This window comes from Amycolatopsis sp. cmx-11-51, from assembly GCF_047608665.1.
In the GTDB taxonomy this organism is placed as follows: Bacteria; Actinomycetota; Actinomycetes; order Mycobacteriales; family Pseudonocardiaceae; genus Amycolatopsis.
In genome coordinates this window covers 133870-154858 of record NZ_JADNQO010000013.1, presented here as the reverse complement: position 1 = coordinate 154858, position 20989 = coordinate 133870, and the positions used below count along the sequence as shown (strand labels likewise).

Sequence of the window (20989 nt, the reverse complement as noted above, 5' to 3'; positions counted from 1 at the left end):
GCGCTAAACGTTCCTGAACGCGTTGATCCCGTCGATGTGCTTCTCACGCAGTTCGTGGTTCCGGACGCCCAGACCTTCTTCCGGCGCAAGGGCGAGCACGCCGACCTTGCCCTGGTGGGCGTTGCGGTGCACGTCCAGCGCGGCCTGGCCGGTGTCTTCCAGCGCGTAGGTCTTCGAGAGCGTCGGGTGGATCAGACCCTTCGAGATCAGCCGGTTCGCTTCCCACGATTCGCGGTAGTTGGCGAAGTGACTGCCGATGATCCGCTTCAGGTTCATCCACAGATAGCGGTTGTCGTACTGGTGCATGAACCCGGACGTCGACGCGCACGTGACGATCGTCCCGCCCTTGCGCGCGGCGTAAACCGAGGCGCCGAAGGTCTCACGGCCAGGGTGCTCGAAGACGATGTCCGGGTCTTCGCCGCCGGTCAGATCGCGGATCTTCTTGCCGAACCGCTGCCACTCCTTCGGGTCCTGGTTGTTCTCGTCCTTCCAGAACTTGTAGCCCTCGGCGTCGCGGTCGATGATCAGCTCCGCGCCGAGCTTGCGGCAGATCTCCGCCTTCTCGGGACTGGAGACCACGCACACCGGGATCGCGCCGCCGTTGAGTGCGTACTGCGTCGCGTAGGAGCCGAGGCCGCCCGAAGCGCCCCAGATCAGCACGACGTCGCCCTGCTTCATGTCCGCGCCGTTGCGGGAGACGAGCTGCCGGTAGGCCGTGGAATTCACCAGACCGGGGGACGCGGCCTCTTCCCACGTGAGGTGGTCCGGCTTCGGCATCAGCTGGTTCGCCTTGACCAGCGCGATCTCGGCGAGCCCGCCGAAGTTCGTTTCGAAGCCCCAGATCCGCTGCTCGGTGTCGAGCATCGTGTCGTTGTGCCCGTCCGGGCTTTCGAGTTCCACGTTGAGGCAGTGTGCGACGACCTCGTCGCCCGGCTTCCAGTTGTGCACGCCGACGCCGGTGCGCAGCACGACGCCGGACAGGTCCGAGCCGACGACGTGGTACGGCAGGTCGTGGCGCTTCGACAGCGGCGAGAGTCGCCCGTAGCGCTCCAAGAACTTGAAGGTCGAGACCGGTTCGAAGATCGAGGTCCAGACGGTGTTGTAGTTGATCGCGCTCGCCATGACCGCGACCAGCGCCTCGCCGGGGCCGAGTTCCGGTGTCGGGACCTCGTCCACGTGCAGCGACTTGCGCGGGTCCTTGTCCCGGCTTTCGAGGCCCTGGAACATGTCGGCCTCGTCCTTGTGCACGGTCACCCCGCGATAGGTCTCCGGCACGTCGAGCGACGCCACGGCGTCGAGGTCATCGTTCAGAATGGCCTGCTGGATCTCGCCGAGCTGCGTCATCGAAACCTCCGCGGATGGGGGGACGGCGTTGGCGGCACTGCGCTGATACGGCCGCACCGGCAACGAGTGGTTCGCCCAAATTACTCATGGGTAACCAAGTCCACAACTGTACGAGACGTGGAGCACGTCCCCGTCCGAAGTGTTATCGACCGGTCTTGACCGGCCGGCCAATCAAGCGGAGCATCGGTGGTGGAGATCTCTCCGACCTGCAGGTCAAGCCGATTTTCGGAGGTGAGCACGGATGAATGAACCCACGACGCGCCCTTGGAGCCGTCCCCATGACTGGGCGGAGGTGGTCATCGGTGCCGTGGTCGCGCTTTCACCCCTCTGGATGACCACGGACAACACCGCGATGTGGACGCTCGTCGTCCTCGGCGTGCTGATCGCTCTCGACGGCCTCGCGTCGCTTGCGATGCCTGGCATGGTTTACGGCGAAGGCGTTCAGATCGTCCTGGGCGCGCTGCTGTTCATTTCGCCATGGGTGATGGGCTACGCCGACTTCATGGGCGCGTCCTGGACCGCCTGGATCGGCGGCGTCCTGACCGTGGTGGCCGGGGCGGCGGCGATGCCGATCGCACAGGCGACGCACAAGGCGGCGGGACAGCACTGACCCCGGAGGAGACCGCGTGAAAGAGGATTCGGCGAAACAGCGCATCCTGCGGGCCGCGGAGGCGCTTTTCGCCGAATCCGGGTTCGACGCCACCCCCACGTCCCGGATCGCCGAACAGGCCGGTGTGCCCAAAGGCCTGGTGCACTACTACTTCCGGCGCAAGCCGGACCTGCTGTCCGCCCTGGTCGCCGAACTGCCGGACGCCCGGATCGAACCGGCCGTCGTGGTGGTCCCCGGCGACCTCGCGGGCAGCCTGCGCGGCCTCGTCCGCGAACTCGACCGGCGGTTCAACCGGTCCTTGGCGCTGTCACACCTGTTGTGGCGCGAAGCCGACACGCATCGCGCGGTCCGCGACGCGCTGGCCGAACGGTTCCAGCAACTCGTCCGCCAGGTGAAGGCGGTGATCGTCGCCGCGACCGGCGGCAAACTCGCGATCGCCGACGTCGACTCGGCGTCCGGGCTGCTCGCGCGGGCGGTCAGCCACCGCCACGCGACGGCGCGGCACAACGAAGACCGGGACCCCGCCGAGATCGATCGCGAGGTCGCCTTCATCGCCGAGGCGCTGACGCGCGGTCAGTGACCGTCCTTCGCGGGCTCGACCAGTTCCACGAGCACACCGCCGGCGTCCTTGGGATGGATGAAGTTCACCCGGCTGTTGGACGTGCCGCGCTTCGCTTCGTCGTAGAGCAGCCGGAGTCCCCGCGCGCGCAGCGCCGCGGCGGCGGCGTCCACATCGGACACTCGATACGCCAGCTGTTGCAAGCCGGGGCCGCTCTTCGCGAGGAACTTCCCGATCGCCGAGTCGTCGCGCAGCGGCGCGAGGAGCTGGATCGCGGTCTCGGTCCCGGCGGTGCCCGGCGCGCGCAGCATCGCCTCGCGGACGCCCTGCTCCTCGTTGACCTCCTCGTGCGCCACCTCCAGGCCGAAATGCTCGGCGTGGAAGGCGATCGCGGCGTCGAGGTCGGGCACCGCGATGCCGACGTGGTCGATGGCGGTCACGAACGGTTTCAGCGCCTGGTTCATGCAGAGCAGGATAGGTCCGCGAGCGGGCGAACCGGCGTGCGCCGCCTCACACTGTCTCCATCAAGAGGCCGGTTCCCCCGGTATGGTCGCGAAGACCGCCTTTGCCCTTGCGCCGATGCTTGGAGGACGCCGTGTCCGGTTCCGTGATCCTGGGTGCCGCCCGTACACCGATCGGGCGATTGCTCGGTTCCCTGAAGGACTTTTCGGGTGCGCAACTGGGCGGGTTCGCGATCAAGGCGGCGCTCGAACAGGCCGGTGTCTCGCCGGACGCGGTCCAGTACACGATCATGGGCCAGGTGCTCACCGCGGGCGCCGGCCAGATCCCGGCCCGTCAGGCCGCGGTCGCCGGTGGCATCCCGATGACCGTCCCGGCGCTGACCATCAACAAGGTCTGCCTCTCCGGTCTCGACGCCATCGCGCTCGCCGACCAGCTCATCCGCGCGGGTGAGTTCGACCTGATCGTCGCGGGTGGCCAGGAGTCGATGACCCAGGCGCCGCACCTGCTGCCGAAGTCGCGTGCCGGTTTCAAGTACGGCGACACCACGCTCGTCGACCACATGGCTTACGACGGCCTCTTCTGTGCTTTCGACCAGGTCGCGATGGGCTCGTCGACGGAGAAGTACAACAGCCGTTACGGCCTCACCCGCGAGCAGCAGGACGAGTTCTCCGCGCGTTCGCACCAGCGTGCCGCCGCCGCCATCGCGGAAGGCCGCTTCGACGCCGAGATCGCGCCGGTGTCGGTCCCGCAGCGCAAGGGCGACCCGGTCGTCTTCTCGAAGGACGAAGGCGTCCGCGCCGACACCACCGCGGAAAGCCTCGCGAAGTTGCGTCCGGCGTTCGCCTCCGACGGCACGATCACCGCCGGTTCGGCGTCGCAGATCTCCGACGGCGCGGCCGCGGTCGTCGTGGCCAGCAAGGCCAAGGCCGAGGAACTGGGCCTCACCGCGCTCGCCGAGATCGGCGCGCACGGCGTGGTCTCCGGCCCGGACGCCAGCCTGCACGAGCAGCCGTCGAACGCGATCCTGGCCGCGCTGGCCAAGGAGAAGCTGACCGCGGACGCGCTCGACCTGATCGAGATCAACGAGGCGTTCGCCGCCGTCGGGCTGGTCTCCAGTGACAAGCTCGGCATCGACGTGTTCAACACCGACAAGGTCAACGTCGATGGCGGCGCCATCGCGCTCGGTCACCCGATCGGCGCTTCCGGAGCGCGGCTGGCCGTGCACCTGATCCACGAGCTTCGCCGTCGTGGCGGCGGTCTCGGCGCGGCCGCCCTTTGTGGTGGCGGCGGCCAGGGTGACGCGCTGCTGCTGCGCGTTCCGTAAGCCCTTGCCGGTACAGCTGGATATCGACGAACTGGTCGGTCGCGCGCGGGACGGCGTTCCCCGCGCGATCGCCCGGTTGCTGTCGCTGGTCGAGGACGCTCATCCGCAATTGCCCGAGGTCGCGGCGAAACTGACGCCGCACACCGGCAACGCGCGCGTCATCGGGCTGACCGGGCCACCCGGTGTCGGCAAGTCGACATCGACGTCCGCGCTGCTCACGGCCTTGCGAGCGGAGGGCCTGCGGGTCGGGGTGCTGGCGATCGACCCGTCGTCGCCGTTCTCCGGCGGGGCGCTGCTCGGTGACCGGATCCGGATGACCGAGCACGCCACCGACCCTGGTGTGTTCATCCGCTCGATGGCCACCCGCGGGCACCTCGGCGGGCTGTCGTGGGCGACCCCGCAGGCGGTCCGCGTCCTCGACGCGGCCGGGTTCGACGTCGTGCTGATCGAGACCGTCGGGGTCGGGCAGTCCGAAGTGGACGTCGTGAAACTGGCCGACACCACGGTGGTCCTGCTCGCGCCCGGTATGGGCGACGGCATCCAGGCGGCGAAGGCCGGGGTGCTGGAGATCGCGGACGTGTTCGTGGTCAACAAGGCCGACCGCGAGGGCGCGGACGCGACCGTGCACGACCTCAAGCAGATGATCTCCCTGGTGCGCCGGGAGATCCGCGGTCCGAGCTGGCGTCAGCCGATCGTGCGAACGGTGGCATCGAGGGGCGAAGGCGTCGATGACGTCGTCCGCGCGCTGGGCGAACACCACGACTGGCTGGTCCAGCGGGACGAACTGCCCCGGCGGCGGGCGGCACGGGCTCGTGATGAGGTCGAGGCGATCGCCGTCCAGCGGCTGCGCGCGGAGATCGTCGACCTGCGGCACGGTGATCGGCTCGCCGACCTGGCCGAACGCGTGGTGGCGCGAAAGATCGACCCGTTCGCGGCAGCCGCGGAACTGATCGCGGACCTTCGGGACTCGTGAGTGGTAAGGACGGCTCACGAGACCTGACCCATGCGGTCCTGTCGCGCGGTTCGCCCACCTGAAGTACGTAAAGGCGTCCTTCACGCGCCACCGTGGTGACTGGCGCGGGGCCACTGGAGCGACCGGCCGGCTGTTCCAAGTCCGTGAAGGACTCCTTGAGGGACTCTGGGTCCCTCAAGGAGTCCTTCACGGACCGTGATTCGGTACCTAACACACCCTTGGCCCTAATTGTCCTTATCGTTCAAGAGGATCGTTCAGAGGATTTCGATGACGCGGACCTTCGGGGGTCGATTCGGGAAACTGATATCGGTCCAGCGGTTGATTCTCACGTCAGAACCATTGCTGTCGTAGTAGACCAGGTCGTTGTTCCCGGTGGAGATCCGGTCGATCCACCAACCCCCGAAGTTGATCCTCCCGCGGTTGGCGTAGCAGTCGACGCTGCTTCCCCCGCCGAGGTGCGACCAGATCTTCAGGTAGTTCTCCCCTTCTTTGCAGGGAATGTGATCGATGGCCAACGAGGTCCCGGTCGGCACGAGCATCGTGAACGTGGCGGCAGCGGCGGCCGCCACGGCCATGATGCGGCTTGCCTTCTTCTTCTTGTTCGAGATCATGGATTCTCCTTCGGTAGAAATCCGAAAAAAGGAGCTTCACTGTCGAGCATCTCGATCACCGGTGGCGGTTGTCAATTTGCCCACTGTTCTGTGGGTACGTTGGGACAAGCAAGTCTGTTCGTCCGTGCAGCGACTAGAATTCAACATACATTTTGATGTCGCCGAAGTCGCTGTCGAGGTTGTCCAAATGGCTGACGGCGTCCTCTTTCCAGACCTCGAGCTGGTTAGTCTCACCGAAAGTCAGTTCTTCGCCGTCGGCGACCTTGTTGGCGTAATTCGTGATCGTGACGGTCTGTCCTCGGCAGAATTCGACGCGCTCCAGGAACCTGTCCGCCATGTCGGGGTCGAAGACGCGGCCCATCCGGACGTAGCCGTTGTTGATGTGCTCCTCGCAGTAGAAGTGCGCCGCGGCCGAGGCGATCCACTCGGTCAGCGACGCGTCACCGCGCGGCCATTTCTCCCGGACGTGCGACTTGATCTCCCTGGCGAGGCGGATCACCCGGCGGCGTTCGAGGTCGGTCAGCCCGTCCCCCTTGCGGAAGTCGAGGATCATGTCGTCGACGACCTTGGCGAGCCTGAGGACGCGCGGTTTGTCGAGTTCGGCCGGCTTGTCCGGCGGCAGGCCCGCCATGACGCGTTCGTGCACCAGGACGTACTGCGTGTACGCGTACAGGAAGGTCAGCGCGTTCAGCTGCCATTGGTGTCGTTCGGCGATCTCCACGGCTCCGACCCTAACCGCGGACCTACTTCCGGACCTGTGTAAGCGGTGGGGATTCACCCTATGCTCTCTTCTTCGTCCACGGCTGGGAGGCAGGAACCGTGCAGAGGATCGCGAAAGTTTTTGTGGCTGTGCTGGGCGCCGGGCTGATGCTCGCGGTCGGTACCGGAACGGCGTCGGCCGAAGCTGCGCCGCCGAAGGTCACGAAGGGGCCCTGCCAGTACACGCAGACTCCGGACGAGCCCGCCGCGCGGCCGGTTCCGCTGCCGCCGGACCCCCGTCGAACGCCGAACCGGGGCAAGGTGCCGGTGCAGCTGAAGACGAACCAGGGCAAGATCGACCTGACCCTCGATCGGGCGAAGGCGCCGTGCACGGTGCAGAGCTTCCTGCACCTGGCGACGCACCGGTTCTACGACCGCACGACGTGTCACCGGCTGACGGCGTACCCGACGTTGAAGGTGCTGCAGTGCGGCGACCCGAGTGGCACCGGCGAGGGCGGTCCCGGCTACAAGTACAAGGACGAACTGCCCGTCGGTCTGCCGCCCGCGCCGACCGACCCGACAGGTGAGCGGAAGGTGTACTCGCGCGGCGTCCTCGCGATGGCCAACGCGGGTCCGGCGACGAACGGCAGCCAGTTCTTCGTCGTGTACGGCGACTCCGCGCTGCGCCCGAACTACACGATCTTCGGCACTGTCGGCCACGAAGGCCTCGAAACCCTCGACGACGTCGCCGCGGGCGGCATCAAGCCGACTCCGGAAGACCCCGCCCCGGTCGACGGCGCCCCCGTCCGGAAGACCGACATCCAGCGCGCCCGCCCCTGGTACTGCTGACCCCCTGACCCCCTGACCCCCTGACCCCCTGACCCCCTGACCCCCTGCCCCCGTCGCGTTTCGTCCTCTAGTTGCGGTGGTTCGCACAACGAACTACCGCAACTAGAGGACGAAACGCGGGGGGTGTCAGGTGACCTCGAAGATGGCCTCGCGCAGGGCTTGGGTGGCGCCGCCGAACGCGTGTTTCGCGGCGGCGCCGTATCCGATGATGAGTCCTTCGCGCCGCGGCTCGCCGATCCAGTAGCCGCTCAGCCCTTCGACCCCGATCGCGCGACGGCGGCAGGCGGCCAGCACCTCCATCTCCCCGGGAACTGCACCGGGGAACTGGAGCACCAGATGCAGCCCCGCCGAGATGCCCTGCGGCAGCACGGAATCCGGCAGGGCCGCCAGCAGCCGGTCACGCCGGGAGCGGTACTCGGCGCGGCACCGGCGGATGTGCTGGTCGTAGGCGCCCGATTCGATCAGTTCGGCCATCGTCAGCTGGTCCAGCAGGGCAGGCCGCGCCCCGCTCGCATACATCTCCGCACGCACCGGTTCGACGAGGAACCGCGGCAGCACCATCCACCCCAGGCGCAGCGACGGCGCGAGGGTCTTGCTCGTCGTCCCCACGTACACGACCCGTTCGGGTGCCAACGCCTGCAACGCGCCGACCTGCTGGCGGTCGAACCGGAACTCGCCGTCGTAGTCGTCCTCGATGACGATGGCGCCGGTTTCCGCCGCCCAGCGGGCGAGTTCCGCCCGTCGCGCGGCGGCGAGGGTGACACCCAGCGGATACTGGTGCGCCGGGGTGACCACCACCGCCGGACTGTCCAAAGCGGACACCTCGATCCCGTGGTCGTCGACGGGGACGCCGACCACCCTGGACCCGTTCGCCGCGGCGATGTCCCGATAGATGTGCAGCGACGGGTTCTCGAACGCGATCTCTTCCGCGCCGCGTGCGCGCAGGACCCGCGTCAGTATCGCGATCGCGTGCGAGAACCCGGCGCACACCAGGATGCGCTCGGGGTCGGCGACCACGCCGCGGCTCCTGGCCAGATACGCGGCGAGCGTCTCCCGCAGTTCCGCCGCACCGGACTCGGCCGTGTAGTCGAAGGCCGGCATCGGCGCCTGGTGCAGTGCCCGCCGGGTCGCCGCGAGCCAGGCCGACCGGGGGAACGCGGACAGGTTCGGCCTGCCGGGGCGCAGATCCCAACGCGGCGCCGGGTCGCGGGGGACGGGCCTCGGTGGCGACGCGGGCAGCGCGCCCGCCGTCGCGACGCGGGTCGGGGCGCCCTGAGCGGTCCGCAGATACCCCTCCGCGGCGAGGTCGGAGTAGACGCGGGTAACCGTCCCCCTGGCGACGCCGAGGTCCTGGGCCAGCGCCCGGGTGGACGGCACGGCCGCGCCCGCCTGCCAGCGGCCTTCCCGGATGGCGGCGCGGATCGCGGCGGCGAGCCCGGTCCGGCCGCTTTCGGGGCACCAGTCCAGGTGGACGTCTATTCCCGAACTGGACCATGATTCTTCCATGCGACTGGACCATACGCGTGGGCCAGTTGCCGCTAGATTCGAGCCATGACCGAACGAATCCACGTGGGCAAACGAGTGCCCGAGATCTACCAGGCGATGGCGAAACTGCAAGCCGAAGTCGAGAAGGCCGCCGTCAACGCCGGTGTCGACCAGAAGATCCTCGAACTGGTGAAGATGCGGTCGTCGCAGATCAACCACTGCGCGTTCTGCCTCGACATGCACTCTCACGACGCGCTGCAGATGGGTGAGTCGCCGCGGCGGCTGTTCGTGCTGCAGGGCTGGCGCGAGACCGAACTCTTCACCGAGCAGGAGCGCGCCGCGCTCGCGCTCACCGAGGCGATCACGAACCTGGCGACCGTGCACGAGGTCCCGGACGACGTCTACGAAGAGGCCACCCGCGTCTTCACCGAGGAGCAGTACCGCACCGTCGTTTGGGAGGCCATCGCGATCAACAGCTGGAACCGCATGTGCGTGATCAGCCACGCGCCTCTGCCCGAGCGCGCCGAATGACCGCGGCGCGGCTGAGGGAACTGCACGTCGCGGGTACGCCGCTGCTCCTGCCGAACGCGTGGGACGCCGACAGCGCGCGTCTTGTGGAGGCGGCCGGATTCCCTGTGGTGGCAACGAGTTCCTTCGCCATCGCGAAGACGCTCGGTTACGACGACGGGGAGGACGCGCCGGCCGCCGAGATGTTCGCGGCCGCCGCACGGATCGCGCGGGCGGTGTCCGTGCCGGTCACCGTCGACGTGGAATCCGGCTACGGCCTCGAAGCGGGGGTACTCGCCGAGAGGCTGGCCGAGACCGGCGCGGTCGGCTGCAACTACGAGGACACCGACCACGCGGCCGGCGGGCTGAGACCGCTGGAAGCGCAGGCGGAACGGATCGCTCAGCTGCGGAAGGCCGCCGGGGACGCGTTGGTGATCAACGCCCGTGTCGACGTCTTCCTCGGCGCGTCCGACGAGCGAGCCGTCCTGGACGACGGAATCGCGCGGGGCCGGGCGTATCTCGAGGCAGGGGCGGACTGCGTCTACCCGATCCTGATGAAGTCGCAGGAGGTACTGGCCGACTACGTGAAGGCCGTCGCTCCCGGCGCGGTCAACGTCGCACCGCTTCCCGGGGGCTACGATCTCTCCGCGCTCGCCGCACTGGGGGTGGCGCGGATCTCTCTGGGCACCGGGCTGTGGAAGTCGGTCCGCGCCGATATCCGGGCGAAACTGGCCGACCTGGCAGCGGGGAAGCTGCCGTACTAGAGGCTGAAGGGGACCATGCCCGCGTAGTACGCGGTGAAGGGGACTTTCCCCGCATCGTATGTGGGGAAAGTCCCCTTCAGCTCCTGGGGAAGGGGAACCGGGACGGTGCGGCCGGGGGCGTTGGATGCCGGCCGCACCGCCCCGGCGACTTAGTGGGTGACGGCTTTCTCTGCGCCCGCGCCGGTGAGGGAGCGGACCTCCATCTCGGCGTACTTCTTCTGGTTGTGTTCTTTGGACAGCACGGTGCCGAGCCAGCCGAGGAAGAACGCGACGGGGATCGAGACGATGCCGGGGTTGTCGAGCGGGAACCAGTGGAAGTCGACGCCTTGGATCATCGAGGCACTCTTGCCCGTCTTCGGATCGATGGGCTTACCGGAGACCGCGGGTGAGAAGACGATCAGGACGACGCACACGCTCAGCCCGCCGTAGATGCTCCACAACGCGCCCTGGGTGTTGAACCGTTTCCAGAACAGCGAGTACAGGATCGTCGGCAGGTTCGCCGACGCCGCCACCGCGAACGCCAGCGCCACCAGGAACGCCACGTTCTGGTTCTTCGCGAGGATCCCGCCGACGATCGCGACCGCCCCGATCACCAATGCGGTGATCCGGGCGACCTTCACCTCCGAAGCCGGCGATGCCTTGCCCCGCTTGATCACGTTGGCGTAGACGTCATGGGCGAACGACGCCGACGCCGTGATCGTCAGGCCCACGACCACCGCGAGGATCGTCGCGAAGGCGATCGCCGCGATCAGGCCGAGCAGGATCGGGCCGCCGAGTTCCAGCGCCAGCAGCGGCGCCGCCGAGATCTCGGCCCGTAGCGCGCGCGGTCCGCCTCCGCGGCTTGCTCGGCGGACGCCTCCAGGCGCCCTCGTTCGAGCGCGTGGACGACGAGTTCGGCGGCCTGGCGGGCGAGGACGTTTTTCCTTCGGTGACCGGGAGAACCCCGGCCAGTTCGCCGTGGACGTGCAGCGGCAACGCCAGCAACCCGGGTTCGGACACCGGTCTCTCGGAGTGGAGGACCTCATCGAGCGCCGAGACCACGACGTCGTCGGCCGCCGGGCGGCCGGACCAGATGAGCGAACCGGAGAGGTCGGTCAGCCCGAGACCGGGAACGCCGAACAGCCGGCGGAGACCGTGTGTCGCGTGACGGGCGCGAGGCCCGGCGGGGCCGTCCATGAGATCTTCGGAAACGCGCTGGGCGGCGGCGAGTACCGGCACCGGATCCGCGCTCGCGGCGGGACGCCAGGGCAGGCGGGTGGTCACCCGGCCTCCTCCGCGACGTTGAGGGCTAGATCCTAACGTCGGTACGGAATTTCGGCGGTTACGCTGCGGGGATGGTCAGTGGGGATGCCGTGGTGCTCCGGCTGGACGTCGTGATGCGACGGCTCGCGTTGGCGGGTTTCGTGGTCTTCGGCGTGGGCGGCGTCGTGTGGCTGTTCTCGCAGGTGGTGTTCGGACTACTCAGCGTGGCTTTCGCGGGGCTGATCCTGCTCGGACTGCGTCGGTCGGCCGCTTCTCTGGTGGTTTCGGCCGCGGGGTTCTCGGTACCGGGCGTTTTCGAGATCCGGTGGACCGAGGTCACGCGGGTGCGGGTGTGGCGGGAGAAGCGGCGCGTGGGGCGGTGGATGCATTGGTGGCACTACCGGCTGTCGTGGTCCGGTGCCGGGCCGGACTTGCTGCGGGAGGGTGACGGGTACGTGTACGCGCTGGGACACCTGGGTGGGGGCGCTGCGCTGTACGGGGCGCTGAAGAGGTTTGCGCCTGCTGGGGTGGTCGAGCCGCGGGAGTGAGCCTGTCGTTCCGTGTGGACGGAGTGGGTACAGCCGGGTCAGATGAAGGACCGGGTGGATTTGGGACGTCAGATGCCCCGAATCCACCCGGTCAAGGCCCAGGGCGGTGGAGGTCTTGTAGGTCAGAACGTTATTCGTCGCGGGATCACACCGTTTGCGAAACTTGATCGACAGAGGTTCAGGGCCATGCCCCCGGCGCACGCCCGAGCGAGGAGCATTTCGGACGCTCACCGTCCCGCCGGCAGCCCTGCGACTATGCCCCGGGACCCTGACCCTCAAAGTAGGGAAGGAGACCGCAACGTCAGGGCTTGCGTCAGCACCTCTGCTCTTGGAAGTACTACGTGTTCGCGTCCATGTTCGCCTTCGTGATGGAGTGCGGCGAAGCGGTCAGGTCGCGCGTGAGCGGCTTCCCCTCCGGCGTCGCGAGGGCCTGCTGACCGATGGCGGCCGGGTCCTGCGCGAAGAGGCCCTGGTACTCGCTCTTCTTCAGGCCCTCGATCCCCGACGGCGACGCGTCGAAGCCGATCAGGTTGCCCGCGCCGATCTTGCCCGCGTACCGCGGGCCGGTCGCGGCACCGGCGCCGTTGTCACCGATCAGCGCGGTGACAACGCTGCCCGCCCCTGGAATGACGCGCCGCGCGGTGCTTCTACCGAATAGTAGCGTTTGGCCAGGTCCTGTGCGTCGCGCAGGAGTTCGCTCACGGCCGCTCCCTCTTCTCCGGTGCCGGTGGCCTGCAGCGGATGACCGTGACGTCACCCTCCACAGTGGACTGACCGGCGTCGTGCGGGATCACGTAGGTCTCGCCCTTGCGCAGTGCGTACTCGCCGCCGTGTTCGGTGCGGAGCGTGCCCGAACCGTCCATGACGACCAGCACCGCGAACGACGGGTCGAGTGACAACGTTGTCGCGTCATTCGAAACAGCGGGACGGAGTTGATCGGCACGGAAGAACGCGTCACTGCCGTCGGCGAGAAGATCCACAATGGACGCTTGGTCGCCCGCGGTGCGCTTGATGATCGAGCCGAGCCGGTCTTCGTCCCAGCCGGAGGTGTCTAGCGTTTCGATGGCCGTTTCGAACCCGATCCCGAGGTGCGCCTTCTCCGGATCCGCCAGGAAGTCGCGCCATTCCAAGGTCAGCGAGAAGTCGGTCGGCTGCTGGAGTTCGACGACGAACACGCCCTCGCCGATCGCGTGCGGCAGTCCGGCCGGGATGTAGACCGTGTCGCCGGGGGTGACGGCGACGCTGTTCAGCGCTTCGAGCATGGCGGGCGCGTCCTGGGAACGGGCCCATTCGTTGACCGTCGCTTTGTCGACGGTCTCCTGGAATCCCGGGTAGACACGCGGGTCGTCGCCGTAGGTGCCGACCACGATCCACGCCTCCGTCTTGCCGAAGTGCGAGTCGAAATGCCGCTTCGCGAATGAATCCGACGGGTGGAAGTGCACCGGCAGGCGCTGGCCCGCGTCGAGCAGCTTCACCAGCAGGCCGGTCGAATCGCCGAGCGCTTCGACGTGCTTGGCGCCGAGCCAGGCGGAAGGGTTCTCGCGGACGGCGTCACGCAGCCAGGCTCCGTTGGGCAGCTTGGTCAGGCCGTTGGTCTCCTGGCCGAACATCGTGGTGGCCGAGCCGACCCAGTCCTCGGGTCCGAATTTGGACTCGGAGGTGGCGCCCCGCAGCGCGGCGATGGCGTCGCCGCCGCGGTAGAACTGCGGCGGCTGGTTCGCCGGCAGGCGGATCGGTTCGAGGTGACCGCTCATGAAGGCGCGACCTCCCCGGAACCACGGGCTACGAGATGCACGGGCAGAACTACCTTTCTTGGTGCGGATTGATCTCCCTGGACCCTGGCGAACAGCAGTTCCGCCGCCGCCCTGCCCAATGCGCTCACGTCGTGCGCGATCACGGAGACCGGCGGATCCAGCAGATCCGCCAGTTCGAAGTCGTCGAAGCTGATCATCGCGGGCCGCCGTTCGGCGTGCGCCAGCGCGCGCAGCAGGTGCACGGCGACGCGGTTGTTGCCCGCGATCACGGCGGTGGCCGGGGTCGGCCCGGTGAGCAGCCGCCGCACGGCGTCACCGACGCTCTCGGCCGTCGGCGTCCGCAGCACGACGAGGCTCTCGTCGTAGGGGATCCCGTTGCGGACACAGCCTTCCCGGAACCCGCGCAGGCGTTCGCCCGCGGTGAAGATGTCCGGGCTGTCGGCGAGGAACGCGATCCGGCGGTGCCCGTGTTTGGCGAGGTGGGTGACCGCTTCGATGGTGCCGCCGATGTTGTCGACCAGCACCGTGTCGGCCACGATGTCGCCGGCGGGCCGGTCGAGGAACACCACGGGTGTGCCCGCGCGCATCTCGGGTACCAGGTAGCCGTGTTGCATCCCGGCCGGGACGACGAGGATCCCGTCGACGCGGCGGGAACAGAACTCGAGGACCAGTTCGCGTTCGCGGTCGGAGTTCTCCTCCGACGAACCGGTCAGCACCTGGCGCCCGAACGAGGTCGCGATGCGTTCGACCGCCCGGTTGAGCTCCGAGTAGAAGGGGTTCCCGACGTCTTCGACGATCAGGCCGATCGTCCCGGTCGTCGAGCCGCGCCGCAGGTTCCGTGCGCCGAGGTTGCGCCGGAACCCGAGCTGCTCGATCGCCGCCATGACGCGCTCGGCCGTATCCGGATGGACGGCGGGCTCGTCGTTCACTACCCGTGAGACGGTCTTGATGCTCACGCCCGCGAGCCGGGCCACGTCGCTCATCGTGGCCCGTCGGCCGGTGGTGCGGTGGCCGTTGTCCGGTCCGCTGGGAGACAACGTTGTCATAGTGGCGGGAATTGAACGCGAGCGACGCGATGATGTCAATGCCGGGTTCTTCACGAAGACGCTTTCCGAGTTCGAACCGTTACGGCCGGGCGGCCGCGATACTGGGGGTATGAGCGAGTTCTACCGGCCGGTGCCCGCGGGGCCGTCACTCGGCGAGCCGTTCGCGCCTGCCCGGCCGGAGGACTGGCCCGGTACCGAATCGCGGAGGTGGGAGCGCCTGCTGCGGACCTTCGTCACGGCTGGGCGTGTGCGGCTGGTCATCGAGACCGTCGCGGGCGCGGGGACCGTCGGCCGGGTCCGGTTGCTGATCGACGGCGATTCGCTGGCGATCGAACTGGGCGCGACCGAGGACCTCTCGCGCGAGGTCGTCGAGCTGGACGCCGAGGAGGAGCCGACCGAGATCGTCCTGGAGGGGCTGAGGCAGTCGGGGACCGGCGCGGTCCGCGTGGCCGCCTTCGTGCTGCCGCTGTCCTGAATCGGACAGGGTTTGGCGGACCTCTTGACCGGATGGTCTGTTCTTGTCGAAGGTGAGCAGGAAGCGACAACGTTGTCAGGAGGCGGCCTTTCCCATGCCTGCACGCACTTCGACCCGCGTCGCCGGGTTGCTCACCGCGCTCGTCGTCCCCGCAGGGTTGCTCACGCCCGTCGCGGCGGCGACGCCCGGTGGCGACCCCGTGGACGCGGTCAACACCTTGATCGGCACCAAGGACGACGGAAACACCTTTCCCGGTGCCTCGGCGCCGTTCGGGATGACGCAGGTCAGCCCGATCTCCTCGCACTACGCCGGCTACCGCTACGACGACACCGCGATCCGCGGCTTCGGGCATTTCTTCCTGTCCGGCGCGGGCTGCTGGGAGCAGGGCGGTCTCGTGTCGTCCCTGCCCACGACCGGTTCGGTCGGGCCCGGCGCGGCGTTCGACACGACCAGACCCGACACCTTCGACCACAAGAAGTACGCCTCGCCGTACACGCACGATGGCGAGGTCGGGAAACCCGGCTACTACAAGGTGCGGCTCACCGGCTACGGCGGCGTCGACGCGGAGACCACCGCGACCACGCGGACCGGTGTCGAGCGGTACACCTTCGCGAAGTCCGGTGACGCCAACGTTTTCGTCAACGTCGGTCAGGCCAACGACAAGGAGCCCGTGACGGCGAGCCAGATCCGCGTCGTCGGCGACCGGACGATCGAAGGAATGGTGGAGTCGCAGGCGTTCTGCGGCGGGCAGCCGTACAGGACCTGGTTCACCACGACGTTCGACAAACCCTTCAAGTCTTTCGGCACCTGGTCGCCCACCGGTGGTACCCCAGGCTCGAAGGAATCCGCCGGTGGCGAGGGCCTGCGCGGTGCCTGGCTGACCTTCGGCGGTGGGCGGGTCACCGCCACGACGGCGATCTCCCATGTGGACGCTCTCGGCGCCAAGCTCAACCTGGTCTCGGAAAAGAAGCGTTCGTTCGACGCGGTCCGCGACAGCGCTCAGCGCGCCTGGCGCAAGGAACTGTCCTCAGTGGACATCAAGGGCGGGGCGAAGGACGACCGCACGGTGTTCTACACCTCGCTCTACCACGCGCTGCTGCAGCCGCTGACCGGCAACGACGCCGACGGCCGTTACCGCGGCTTCGACGACAAAATACACCGCGCGCTGGGCTGGACGTACTACGAGTTCTTCTCGTTGTGGGACACCTATCGCACGCAGAACCAGCTGCTGGCGCTGCTGCGCCCGTCGCGGGCGAAAGATGTCGCGAAGTCCGTGCTCGCCATCCACGACCAGGGTGGCTGGCTGCCACGCTGGGCGTACGCGAACCAGGAAACGAACACCATGACCGGCGACCCGGTCACCCCGTTCCTGGTCGACCTGTGGCGCTTCGGTGCGCTTTCCGGCCAGGAACTCCGGGCGTACCAGGCACTTCTGCGGAATTCGCGGGAGATCCCGCCCGCGTCTTCGCCGTTCCAAGGCCGTTCGGGTAACGCGAGCTATCAGAAGGACGGGTTCGTCCAGTACGACAGGGACTTCCCGAAGAAGGGGCAGGACACCGACCCGAACCACGGCGCTTCGGCCACTTTGGAATACGCGCTCGCGGACTGCTCACTGTCCATCATGGCCGATGCGCTCGGTAAGAAGGCGGACGCGAAAGCCTTGGCGGACAAGGGACGCAGCTATCGAACGCTATGGGACCCGTCGGTGACCGACCGCGGCTTCACCGGGTTCTACCGGCCCAAGCTCGAAGGGGGCGAGTGGTTCAGCCCGGTGGGCAAACCGTACACCCCGCAGAGCCAGGACGGGTTCCACGAAGGCACGTCGTGGCAGTACCAGTGGCTGACCCAGCAGGACATCCCCGGTCTGGTCGACCGTATGGGTGGCAAGGAGAACGTCGGCAAGCGGCTCGACGATTTCTTCGCCTACGGGGATCTGCTGAAGGATCCGGCCAAGACCGTGCGCGAGGAATGGGTCGTCGGCCCGTACAACTACTACAACCAGTTCCGCTACAACCCGAACAACGAGCCGGATCTGCACTCGCCATGGATGTACACGCTGACCGGGCAGCCGTGGAAGACCTCGGCCGTGGTGCGCGCGGCGCACACGTTGTTCACCAACGCACCCAACGGCGTCACCGGCAACGACGATCTCGGGACCATGTCCGCCTGGTACGTTTTCAGCGCGCTCGGCCTGTACCCGGCGGTGCCGGGCACCGGGCAGTTCGTGCTCAACGCGCCGCGGTTCGAGAAGTCGGTGGTGCGGCTGGAGAACGGCCGCACCATCACGATCAAGGCCGACGGCGCCGACCCGTCGAAACTCCAGTACGTCCAAGGACTGGGAGCCGGCTCGCAGCGGGCTTACGTCGGCCTGGAGCAGTTGACGCGAGGGACCACAGTGGACTTCAAGCTCACGGACGACGCCGCCAAGGCGACGTGGGCGACCGGTCCGGAAGGGGCGCCGAAATCGCCGTGCGCGGGGCCTTTGGACCGGTTCGTACCAGGGTCGTGAGGAGCATCACGGCCCCCGGTGTTCCGGTGAGGGCCGTCACGCCTCACACTGGTCCTACCACGTCCGACAGCGCTGTTGACGTCCCTGGCGAGTTCGCCTTGGACAGTGCTCGTCGGACGTAGTCATGTAGACATACGCAGTGGTGAGACGCATGAGGAGGAGAAAGTGTCCAGCAAGGCCGCTCTAGTATTCCGCGTGGCCGCGGTAGCCGAAGCCCTCTCCTGGGCCGGGCTGCTGGTCGGGATGTTCCTCAAGCGCGTCGTCGGCGCCGGCGATGGCGAAGTTCCCGTCCTCGGCATGGTGCACGGTGTCGTGTTCGTCCTCTACGTGCTGGTCTCCCTCTCCGTGGCGAAGTCTCTGGGCTGGCGCCCGAAGACCCTGATCCTCGCGCTGCTCGCCAGCCTCCCGCCGCTGTTCACCTGGCTGTTCGAGTCCTGGGCGCTGCGCAGCGGCAAGCTCGACGGCCCGCAGCGGCTGTCGCACGGCGGTGTCGGCCTGTTCGCGGGCAAGTCGCCGGAGCCCGTCGCCGTCTGATCTTCCGATAGCACGCGAAAGGCCCCCGTCCAGTGGATGGGGGCCTTTCGCGTACTGGGTGGCTATTCGGAGAAGTCGCCGGTGGCCTTGCGGACCTTGGTGAGCAGGTCGGTCAGCTGCTCGGTCTGCTTCCCGGTGAGCCCGGTCAGCCCGAAGTCGATCTCCGTGACCGCCTTCGTGGCCTCTTCGCGGCGTGCGCGGCCTTCATCGGTGATCTCGACCAGCGTGGTCCGGCGGTCGGTCGGATGCGGGACGCGCTTCACCAGCCCGTCCTTTTCCAGCCTGTCGACGATGTTGGTGACGCTCGTGGGGTGCAACTGCAGCCGTTCGCCCATCACGCGCATCGGCAGGTGGGACGCGCGGGCGAAGGTCAGCAGGACCAGCGCTTCGTACCGGGCGAAGGTCAGCCCGTGCGGTTTGAGCGCACCGTCCACCGCGGACTGGATGATCTGTTGCACGCGCATGATCCCGGTCACCGCGGCCATGGTTTCGGACGGCCCGATACGGGCTTCCCACAGCTGCGCCGCGCGGGCGATCGGGTCGAACGGCAACGGACGGCTCATGGCGCTCGAAGTTACCAGCGGGTACCCGTGCCACGCGCACGACCGGGTGTTACGCGGGCGAAAAGTGTCTGAATGTCTCTGTGGCGAACCCGCGATCGACGTCGGCCAGGGCGGGTGCACGCGTGCGGTCGCTTTTCAGGTACATCTTAGCTCCGCCAGCAGGCTCTAACGAGGAGCAGAAGATGATCGTGGCCTTCAGTGTCAGCCCGTCCGCGGCCGAGGAAGACGGCGGTGTCAGTGAGGCGGTCGCCCGCGCGGTGAAAGTGGTGCGCGAGTCCGGCCTGCCGAATTCGACCAACGCCATGTTCACCAACATCGAAGGGGAGAGCTGGGACCAGGTCATGGACGTCGTCAAGCGGGCCGTCGAGGCCGCCGGTGAGGGTTCGTCGCGGGTCGGGCTGGTGCTCAAGGCCGACATCCGGCCGGGCTACGAAGGCCAGCTGACCGCGAAGGTGGAGCGCGTCGAGAAGCACCTGGGCGGCTAGCTCAGGGGAGCGGTGGGGTCAAGGAGACCATCCACAGCTCGTCCTTCACCGCGACGGCCACCGCGTAGTCGAACGCGCGGCCGTCGGCCAGTTTCCCGCTGACGGTCGCCGAAGTCGGCGACAGGTCGTCCGGCGTGAATCGCACCGTGACGTCGTGGGCGCCGCGGCCCGCCAGCGCTTCGACGTAGGACTTCGCGAAGTCGTCCGCCGACGCGGGCGGGTAGTCGATGAGCTCGGAGAGGGCCTCGGCGTCGTGCCGGTTGAGCGCGACGGTGAGGTCCTCCCTGAGCTGCCCCGGCGTGCCGACACCGGGATCGGGCTGATGGCCGATCAGCACGGTGATGACGCTCACCCAGGTGACGGCCATGGCGATCGCGACGGCCACGGTGGCCGTCCTGCGTGTCGGAATGTCGATCACCCCCTTCGGGGAGGAGCCTGCCGGAACGGACCCGTCCTGCCAAGCGGGCAGGCGGGGGCATGCGGTGAAACGCTCAGGGATGCGTGCCAGGATGGAACCGTGACACACCCACGCGGATCAGCAGCGAAGACAGCGGCGATGTCCGCCGCGCTTTCCGGCGCGGTCGACCTTTCCGCGCTCAAGGCGCGTGCCGAAGCGCCCCAGAAACAGCCCCCGGCGCCACCGCGGCCCCCGGCGGACGGAGCCGGGCCCGGTCCCGCCCCGGCCGCGGGCGGTGCCGTGATCGAAGTCACCGAAGCGACCTTCCAGGCCGAGGTCGTCGAGCGATCCCTGCAGCAGCTGGTGGTCGTCGACCTGTGGGCCGAATGGTGCGGGCCGTGCAAGCAGCTCAGCCCGGTACTGGAACGCCTCGCCGCCGAGTCCGGCGGTGCCTGGGTGCTCGCGAAGGTGGACGTCGACGCCAACCCGCGTATCGCGCAGCTCTTCGGCGCGCAGTCGATCCCGACGGTCATCGCCATCGGCGGCGGCCAGCCGGTCGACGCGTTCTCGGGCGCGCTGCCCGAACCCGAAATCCGCAAGTGGCTCGGTTCGCTGCTCGACGCGCTGCGTGACCGGCTGCCCGGCATCAAGGCGGCCGAGGAGGACGGCGGCGGCGTCGAGGTGCCGGAGGACACGCGGTTCACCGAGGCCGAGGAGGCCTTCGAACGCGGTGACTTCGCCGAGGCGCAGGCGGCCTACGAGCGGATCCTCGACGTCGAGCCGTCGAACGAGGAGGCCAAGACCGCGCTCGCGCAGGTCAAGTTCACCGCACGTGCCGAGGCCGCGGGCCCGGACGCGATCACGAAGGCCGACGCCGACCCGGCCGACCTCGACGCCCAGCTCGCCGCGGCCGACCTCGAAGTCGCCGGACAGCAGCCCGAAGCGGGCTTCGCGCGGCTGATCGCGGCCGTGCGGCGTACCGCGGGCGACGACCGCAACAAGGTGCGCGAGCACCTGGTGGCGCTGTTCGACCTGTTCGATTCCGCGGACGAGCGGGTCATGAAGGCGCGACGGGATCTGGCGAGCGCGCTTTACTGAGGTTTCGTCCGACCTTGAGCCAGAACGCCGTGAAGGCCTCTTGCCCTACCTTGACGATGAAGGAATGGGGACGTCGAGTGTCCCCATTCCTGCATCGTCGCGGGGTCATACCGGTTGCGGAGCTTGATCGACAGAGGTTCGGGGACATGCC

22 protein-coding genes and 2 pseudogenes are annotated in these 20989 nt (G+C 68.1%); 13 read left to right on the top strand and 11 right to left on the bottom strand.

Features of this window, described 5'->3' with window-relative positions; genetic code table 11:
* Nucleotides 1-3 precede the first annotated feature (3 nt).
* Nucleotides 4-1344: a crotonyl-CoA carboxylase/reductase gene (ccrA, locus tag ACM6LU_RS31765; RefSeq protein WP_414941495.1), complete on the bottom strand. Its 1341-nt coding sequence runs from the start codon at nucleotides 1342-1344 to the stop codon at nucleotides 4-6.
* Nucleotides 1345-1585: 241 nt separating this feature from the next.
* Here ccrA and ACM6LU_RS31760 point away from each other — a divergent pair, with 241 nt between their 5' ends.
* Together ACM6LU_RS31760 and ACM6LU_RS31755 are read left to right on the top strand one after the other, a co-directional pair.
* On the top strand, nucleotides 1586-1954 hold the full coding sequence (locus ACM6LU_RS31760) for an SPW repeat protein (protein ID WP_414941494.1): 369 nt from the start codon (nucleotides 1586-1588) through the stop codon (nucleotides 1952-1954).
* Nucleotides 1955-1970: 16 nt separating this feature from the next.
* The gene (locus ACM6LU_RS31755; RefSeq protein ID WP_414941493.1) at nucleotides 1971-2534 is read left to right on the top strand and encodes a TetR/AcrR family transcriptional regulator; all 564 of its coding nucleotides are present in this window, start codon (nucleotides 1971-1973) and stop codon (nucleotides 2532-2534) included.
* Here the strand turns inward: ACM6LU_RS31755 and mce are convergent.
* The gene (gene mce, locus ACM6LU_RS31750) at nucleotides 2528-2977 is read right to left on the bottom strand and encodes a methylmalonyl-CoA epimerase (RefSeq protein ID WP_414941492.1); all 450 of its coding nucleotides are present in this window, start codon (nucleotides 2975-2977) and stop codon (nucleotides 2528-2530) included. The genes ACM6LU_RS31755 and mce overlap by 7 nt on opposite strands.
* Nucleotides 2978-3108: 131 nt before the next feature.
* Between mce and ACM6LU_RS31745 the strand changes: the two genes are divergently transcribed.
* Nucleotides 3109-4299, top strand: a complete 1191-nt coding sequence (locus tag ACM6LU_RS31745) for an acetyl-CoA C-acetyltransferase (protein ID WP_414941491.1) — start codon at nucleotides 3109-3111, stop codon at nucleotides 4297-4299.
* Nucleotides 4300-4303: 4 nt separating this feature from the next.
* A complete protein-coding gene (gene meaB, locus ACM6LU_RS31740; RefSeq protein ID WP_414941490.1) occupies nucleotides 4304-5272 on the top strand; it encodes a methylmalonyl Co-A mutase-associated GTPase MeaB in 969 nt (322 codons plus the stop codon).
* 254 nt (nucleotides 5273-5526) lie between these two features.
* On the opposite strand, the gene ACM6LU_RS31735 is transcribed toward meaB, so the two are convergent.
* Both ACM6LU_RS31735 and ACM6LU_RS31730 read right to left on the bottom strand, forming a co-directional pair.
* On the bottom strand, nucleotides 5527-5883 hold the full coding sequence (locus tag ACM6LU_RS31735; RefSeq protein ID WP_414941489.1) for a beta/gamma crystallin domain-containing protein: 357 nt from the start codon (nucleotides 5881-5883) through the stop codon (nucleotides 5527-5529).
* 133 nt (nucleotides 5884-6016) lie between these two features.
* The gene (locus ACM6LU_RS31730; RefSeq protein ID WP_414941488.1) at nucleotides 6017-6604 is read right to left on the bottom strand and encodes a hypothetical protein; all 588 of its coding nucleotides are present in this window, start codon (nucleotides 6602-6604) and stop codon (nucleotides 6017-6019) included.
* A 146-nt stretch (nucleotides 6605-6750) separates the two neighbouring features.
* On the opposite strand from ACM6LU_RS31730, the gene ACM6LU_RS31725 reads away from it, so the two are divergent.
* Complete coding sequence (locus tag ACM6LU_RS31725) at nucleotides 6751-7431, top strand: peptidylprolyl isomerase (RefSeq protein WP_414941519.1); 681 nt, start codon at nucleotides 6751-6753, stop codon at nucleotides 7429-7431.
* Nucleotides 7432-7557: 126 nt separating this feature from the next.
* On the opposite strand, the gene ACM6LU_RS31720 is transcribed toward ACM6LU_RS31725, so the two are convergent.
* Nucleotides 7558-8937 carry a PLP-dependent aminotransferase family protein gene (locus ACM6LU_RS31720; protein ID WP_414941487.1) on the bottom strand — a complete coding sequence of 460 codons (1380 nt, stop codon included), beginning with the start codon at nucleotides 8935-8937 and terminating at the stop codon, nucleotides 7558-7560.
* Between the two features lie 45 nt (nucleotides 8938-8982).
* Here ACM6LU_RS31720 and ACM6LU_RS31715 point away from each other — a divergent pair, with 45 nt between their 5' ends.
* The gene (locus ACM6LU_RS31715) at nucleotides 8983-9447 is read left to right on the top strand and encodes a carboxymuconolactone decarboxylase family protein (protein WP_414941486.1); all 465 of its coding nucleotides are present in this window, start codon (nucleotides 8983-8985) and stop codon (nucleotides 9445-9447) included.
* Nucleotides 9444-10187: an isocitrate lyase/PEP mutase family protein gene (locus ACM6LU_RS31710; RefSeq protein WP_414941485.1), complete on the top strand. Its 744-nt coding sequence runs from the start codon at nucleotides 9444-9446 to the stop codon at nucleotides 10185-10187. Before ACM6LU_RS31715 ends, ACM6LU_RS31710 begins: the two co-directional genes overlap by 4 nt.
* 149 nt (nucleotides 10188-10336) lie before the next feature.
* Here ACM6LU_RS31710 and ACM6LU_RS31705 read toward each other — a convergent pair.
* Nucleotides 10337-11056: pseudogene (locus ACM6LU_RS31705) on the bottom strand (cation acetate symporter); the annotation flags it as partial.
* A 465-nt stretch (nucleotides 11057-11521) separates the two neighbouring features.
* Between ACM6LU_RS31705 and ACM6LU_RS31700 the strand changes: the two are divergent.
* Nucleotides 11522-11977 (top strand): hypothetical protein, encoded by a 456-nt coding sequence (locus tag ACM6LU_RS31700; protein WP_414941484.1) that lies wholly within the window; start codon nucleotides 11522-11524, stop codon nucleotides 11975-11977.
* A 337-nt stretch (nucleotides 11978-12314) separates the two neighbouring features.
* On the opposite strand, the pseudogene ACM6LU_RS31695 reads toward ACM6LU_RS31700, so the two are convergent.
* The 3 genes and pseudogenes from ACM6LU_RS31695 to ACM6LU_RS31685 form a co-directional block, all read right to left on the bottom strand.
* A pseudogene (locus tag ACM6LU_RS31695) lies at nucleotides 12315-12566 on the bottom strand (sugar ABC transporter substrate-binding protein); the annotation flags it as partial.
* 109 nt (nucleotides 12567-12675) lie between these two features.
* Nucleotides 12676-13731 carry a class I mannose-6-phosphate isomerase gene (locus ACM6LU_RS31690; protein ID WP_414941483.1) on the bottom strand — a complete coding sequence of 352 codons (1056 nt, stop codon included), beginning with the start codon at nucleotides 13729-13731 and terminating at the stop codon, nucleotides 12676-12678.
* The gene (locus tag ACM6LU_RS31685) at nucleotides 13728-14714 is read right to left on the bottom strand and encodes a LacI family DNA-binding transcriptional regulator (RefSeq protein ID WP_414941517.1); all 987 of its coding nucleotides are present in this window, start codon (nucleotides 14712-14714) and stop codon (nucleotides 13728-13730) included. Before ACM6LU_RS31685 ends, ACM6LU_RS31690 begins: the two co-directional genes overlap by 4 nt.
* A gap of 172 nt (nucleotides 14715-14886) precedes the next feature.
* On the opposite strand from ACM6LU_RS31685, the gene ACM6LU_RS31680 reads away from it, so the two are divergent.
* The 3 genes from ACM6LU_RS31680 (at nucleotide 14887) to ACM6LU_RS31670 (ending at nucleotide 18295) form a co-directional block, all read left to right on the top strand.
* Nucleotides 14887-15252, top strand: coding sequence for a hypothetical protein (locus ACM6LU_RS31680; RefSeq protein WP_414941482.1), 366 nt, complete (start codon nucleotides 14887-14889; stop codon nucleotides 15250-15252).
* A 94-nt stretch (nucleotides 15253-15346) separates the two neighbouring features.
* Entirely contained in the window at nucleotides 15347-17761 is a 2415-nt protein-coding gene (locus tag ACM6LU_RS31675; RefSeq protein ID WP_414941481.1) for a GH92 family glycosyl hydrolase, read from the top strand.
* A 165-nt stretch (nucleotides 17762-17926) separates the two neighbouring features.
* The gene (locus ACM6LU_RS31670; protein WP_414941480.1) at nucleotides 17927-18295 is read left to right on the top strand and encodes a DUF3817 domain-containing protein; all 369 of its coding nucleotides are present in this window, start codon (nucleotides 17927-17929) and stop codon (nucleotides 18293-18295) included.
* Nucleotides 18296-18357: 62 nt separating this feature from the next.
* On the opposite strand, the gene ACM6LU_RS31665 is transcribed toward ACM6LU_RS31670, so the two are convergent.
* Nucleotides 18358-18858, bottom strand: a complete 501-nt coding sequence (locus tag ACM6LU_RS31665; protein WP_414941479.1) for a MarR family winged helix-turn-helix transcriptional regulator — start codon at nucleotides 18856-18858, stop codon at nucleotides 18358-18360.
* A 182-nt stretch (nucleotides 18859-19040) separates the two neighbouring features.
* Between ACM6LU_RS31665 and ACM6LU_RS31660 the strand changes: the two genes are divergently transcribed.
* Nucleotides 19041-19343 carry an MTH1187 family thiamine-binding protein gene (locus ACM6LU_RS31660; protein WP_093935487.1) on the top strand — a complete coding sequence of 101 codons (303 nt, stop codon included), beginning with the start codon at nucleotides 19041-19043 and terminating at the stop codon, nucleotides 19341-19343.
* Between the two features lies 1 nt (nucleotide 19344).
* On the opposite strand, the gene ACM6LU_RS31655 is transcribed toward ACM6LU_RS31660, so the two are convergent.
* The gene (locus ACM6LU_RS31655; protein ID WP_414941478.1) at nucleotides 19345-19728 is read right to left on the bottom strand and encodes a hypothetical protein; all 384 of its coding nucleotides are present in this window, start codon (nucleotides 19726-19728) and stop codon (nucleotides 19345-19347) included.
* 132 nt (nucleotides 19729-19860) lie between these two features.
* On the opposite strand from ACM6LU_RS31655, the gene ACM6LU_RS31650 reads away from it, so the two are divergent.
* Nucleotides 19861-20838 carry a tetratricopeptide repeat protein gene (locus tag ACM6LU_RS31650; protein ID WP_414941477.1) on the top strand — a complete coding sequence of 326 codons (978 nt, stop codon included), beginning with the start codon at nucleotides 19861-19863 and terminating at the stop codon, nucleotides 20836-20838.
* The last annotated feature ends 151 nt before the right edge of the window (nucleotides 20839-20989 follow it).

Excerpts from the sequence above, each read along its gene's own strand:
- ccrA (WP_414941495.1), bottom strand. The coding sequence starts at position 1,344 with ATGACGCAGCTCGGCGAGATCCAGCAGGCCATTCTGAACGATGACCTC.
- ACM6LU_RS31675 (WP_414941481.1), top strand. The coding sequence starts at position 15,347 with ATGCCTGCACGCACTTCGACCCGCGTCGCCGGGTTGCTCACCGCGCTC.
- mce (WP_414941492.1), bottom strand. The coding sequence starts at position 2,977 with ATGAACCAGGCGCTGAAACCGTTCGTGACCGCCATCGACCACGTCGGC.
- ACM6LU_RS31690 (WP_414941483.1), bottom strand. The coding sequence starts at position 13,731 with ATGAGCGGTCACCTCGAACCGATCCGCCTGCCGGCGAACCAGCCGCCG.
- ACM6LU_RS31680 (WP_414941482.1), top strand. The coding sequence starts at position 14,887 with ATGAGCGAGTTCTACCGGCCGGTGCCCGCGGGGCCGTCACTCGGCGAG.
- ACM6LU_RS31710 (WP_414941485.1), top strand. The coding sequence starts at position 9,444 with ATGACCGCGGCGCGGCTGAGGGAACTGCACGTCGCGGGTACGCCGCTG.
- ACM6LU_RS31660 (WP_093935487.1), top strand. The coding sequence starts at position 19,041 with ATGATCGTGGCCTTCAGTGTCAGCCCGTCCGCGGCCGAGGAAGACGGC.
- ACM6LU_RS31760 (WP_414941494.1), top strand. The coding sequence starts at position 1,586 with ATGAATGAACCCACGACGCGCCCTTGGAGCCGTCCCCATGACTGGGCG.
- ACM6LU_RS31725 (WP_414941519.1), top strand. The coding sequence starts at position 6,751 with ATGCTCGCGGTCGGTACCGGAACGGCGTCGGCCGAAGCTGCGCCGCCG.
- ACM6LU_RS31685 (WP_414941517.1), bottom strand. The coding sequence starts at position 14,714 with ATGAGCGACGTGGCCCGGCTCGCGGGCGTGAGCATCAAGACCGTCTCA.
- ACM6LU_RS31735 (WP_414941489.1), bottom strand. The coding sequence starts at position 5,883 with ATGATCTCGAACAAGAAGAAGAAGGCAAGCCGCATCATGGCCGTGGCG.
- ACM6LU_RS31700 (WP_414941484.1), top strand. The coding sequence starts at position 11,522 with ATGGTCAGTGGGGATGCCGTGGTGCTCCGGCTGGACGTCGTGATGCGA.
- ACM6LU_RS31720 (WP_414941487.1), bottom strand. The coding sequence starts at position 8,937 with ATGGAAGAATCATGGTCCAGTTCGGGAATAGACGTCCACCTGGACTGG.
- ACM6LU_RS31715 (WP_414941486.1), top strand. The coding sequence starts at position 8,983 with ATGACCGAACGAATCCACGTGGGCAAACGAGTGCCCGAGATCTACCAG.
- ACM6LU_RS31665 (WP_414941479.1), bottom strand. The coding sequence starts at position 18,858 with ATGAGCCGTCCGTTGCCGTTCGACCCGATCGCCCGCGCGGCGCAGCTG.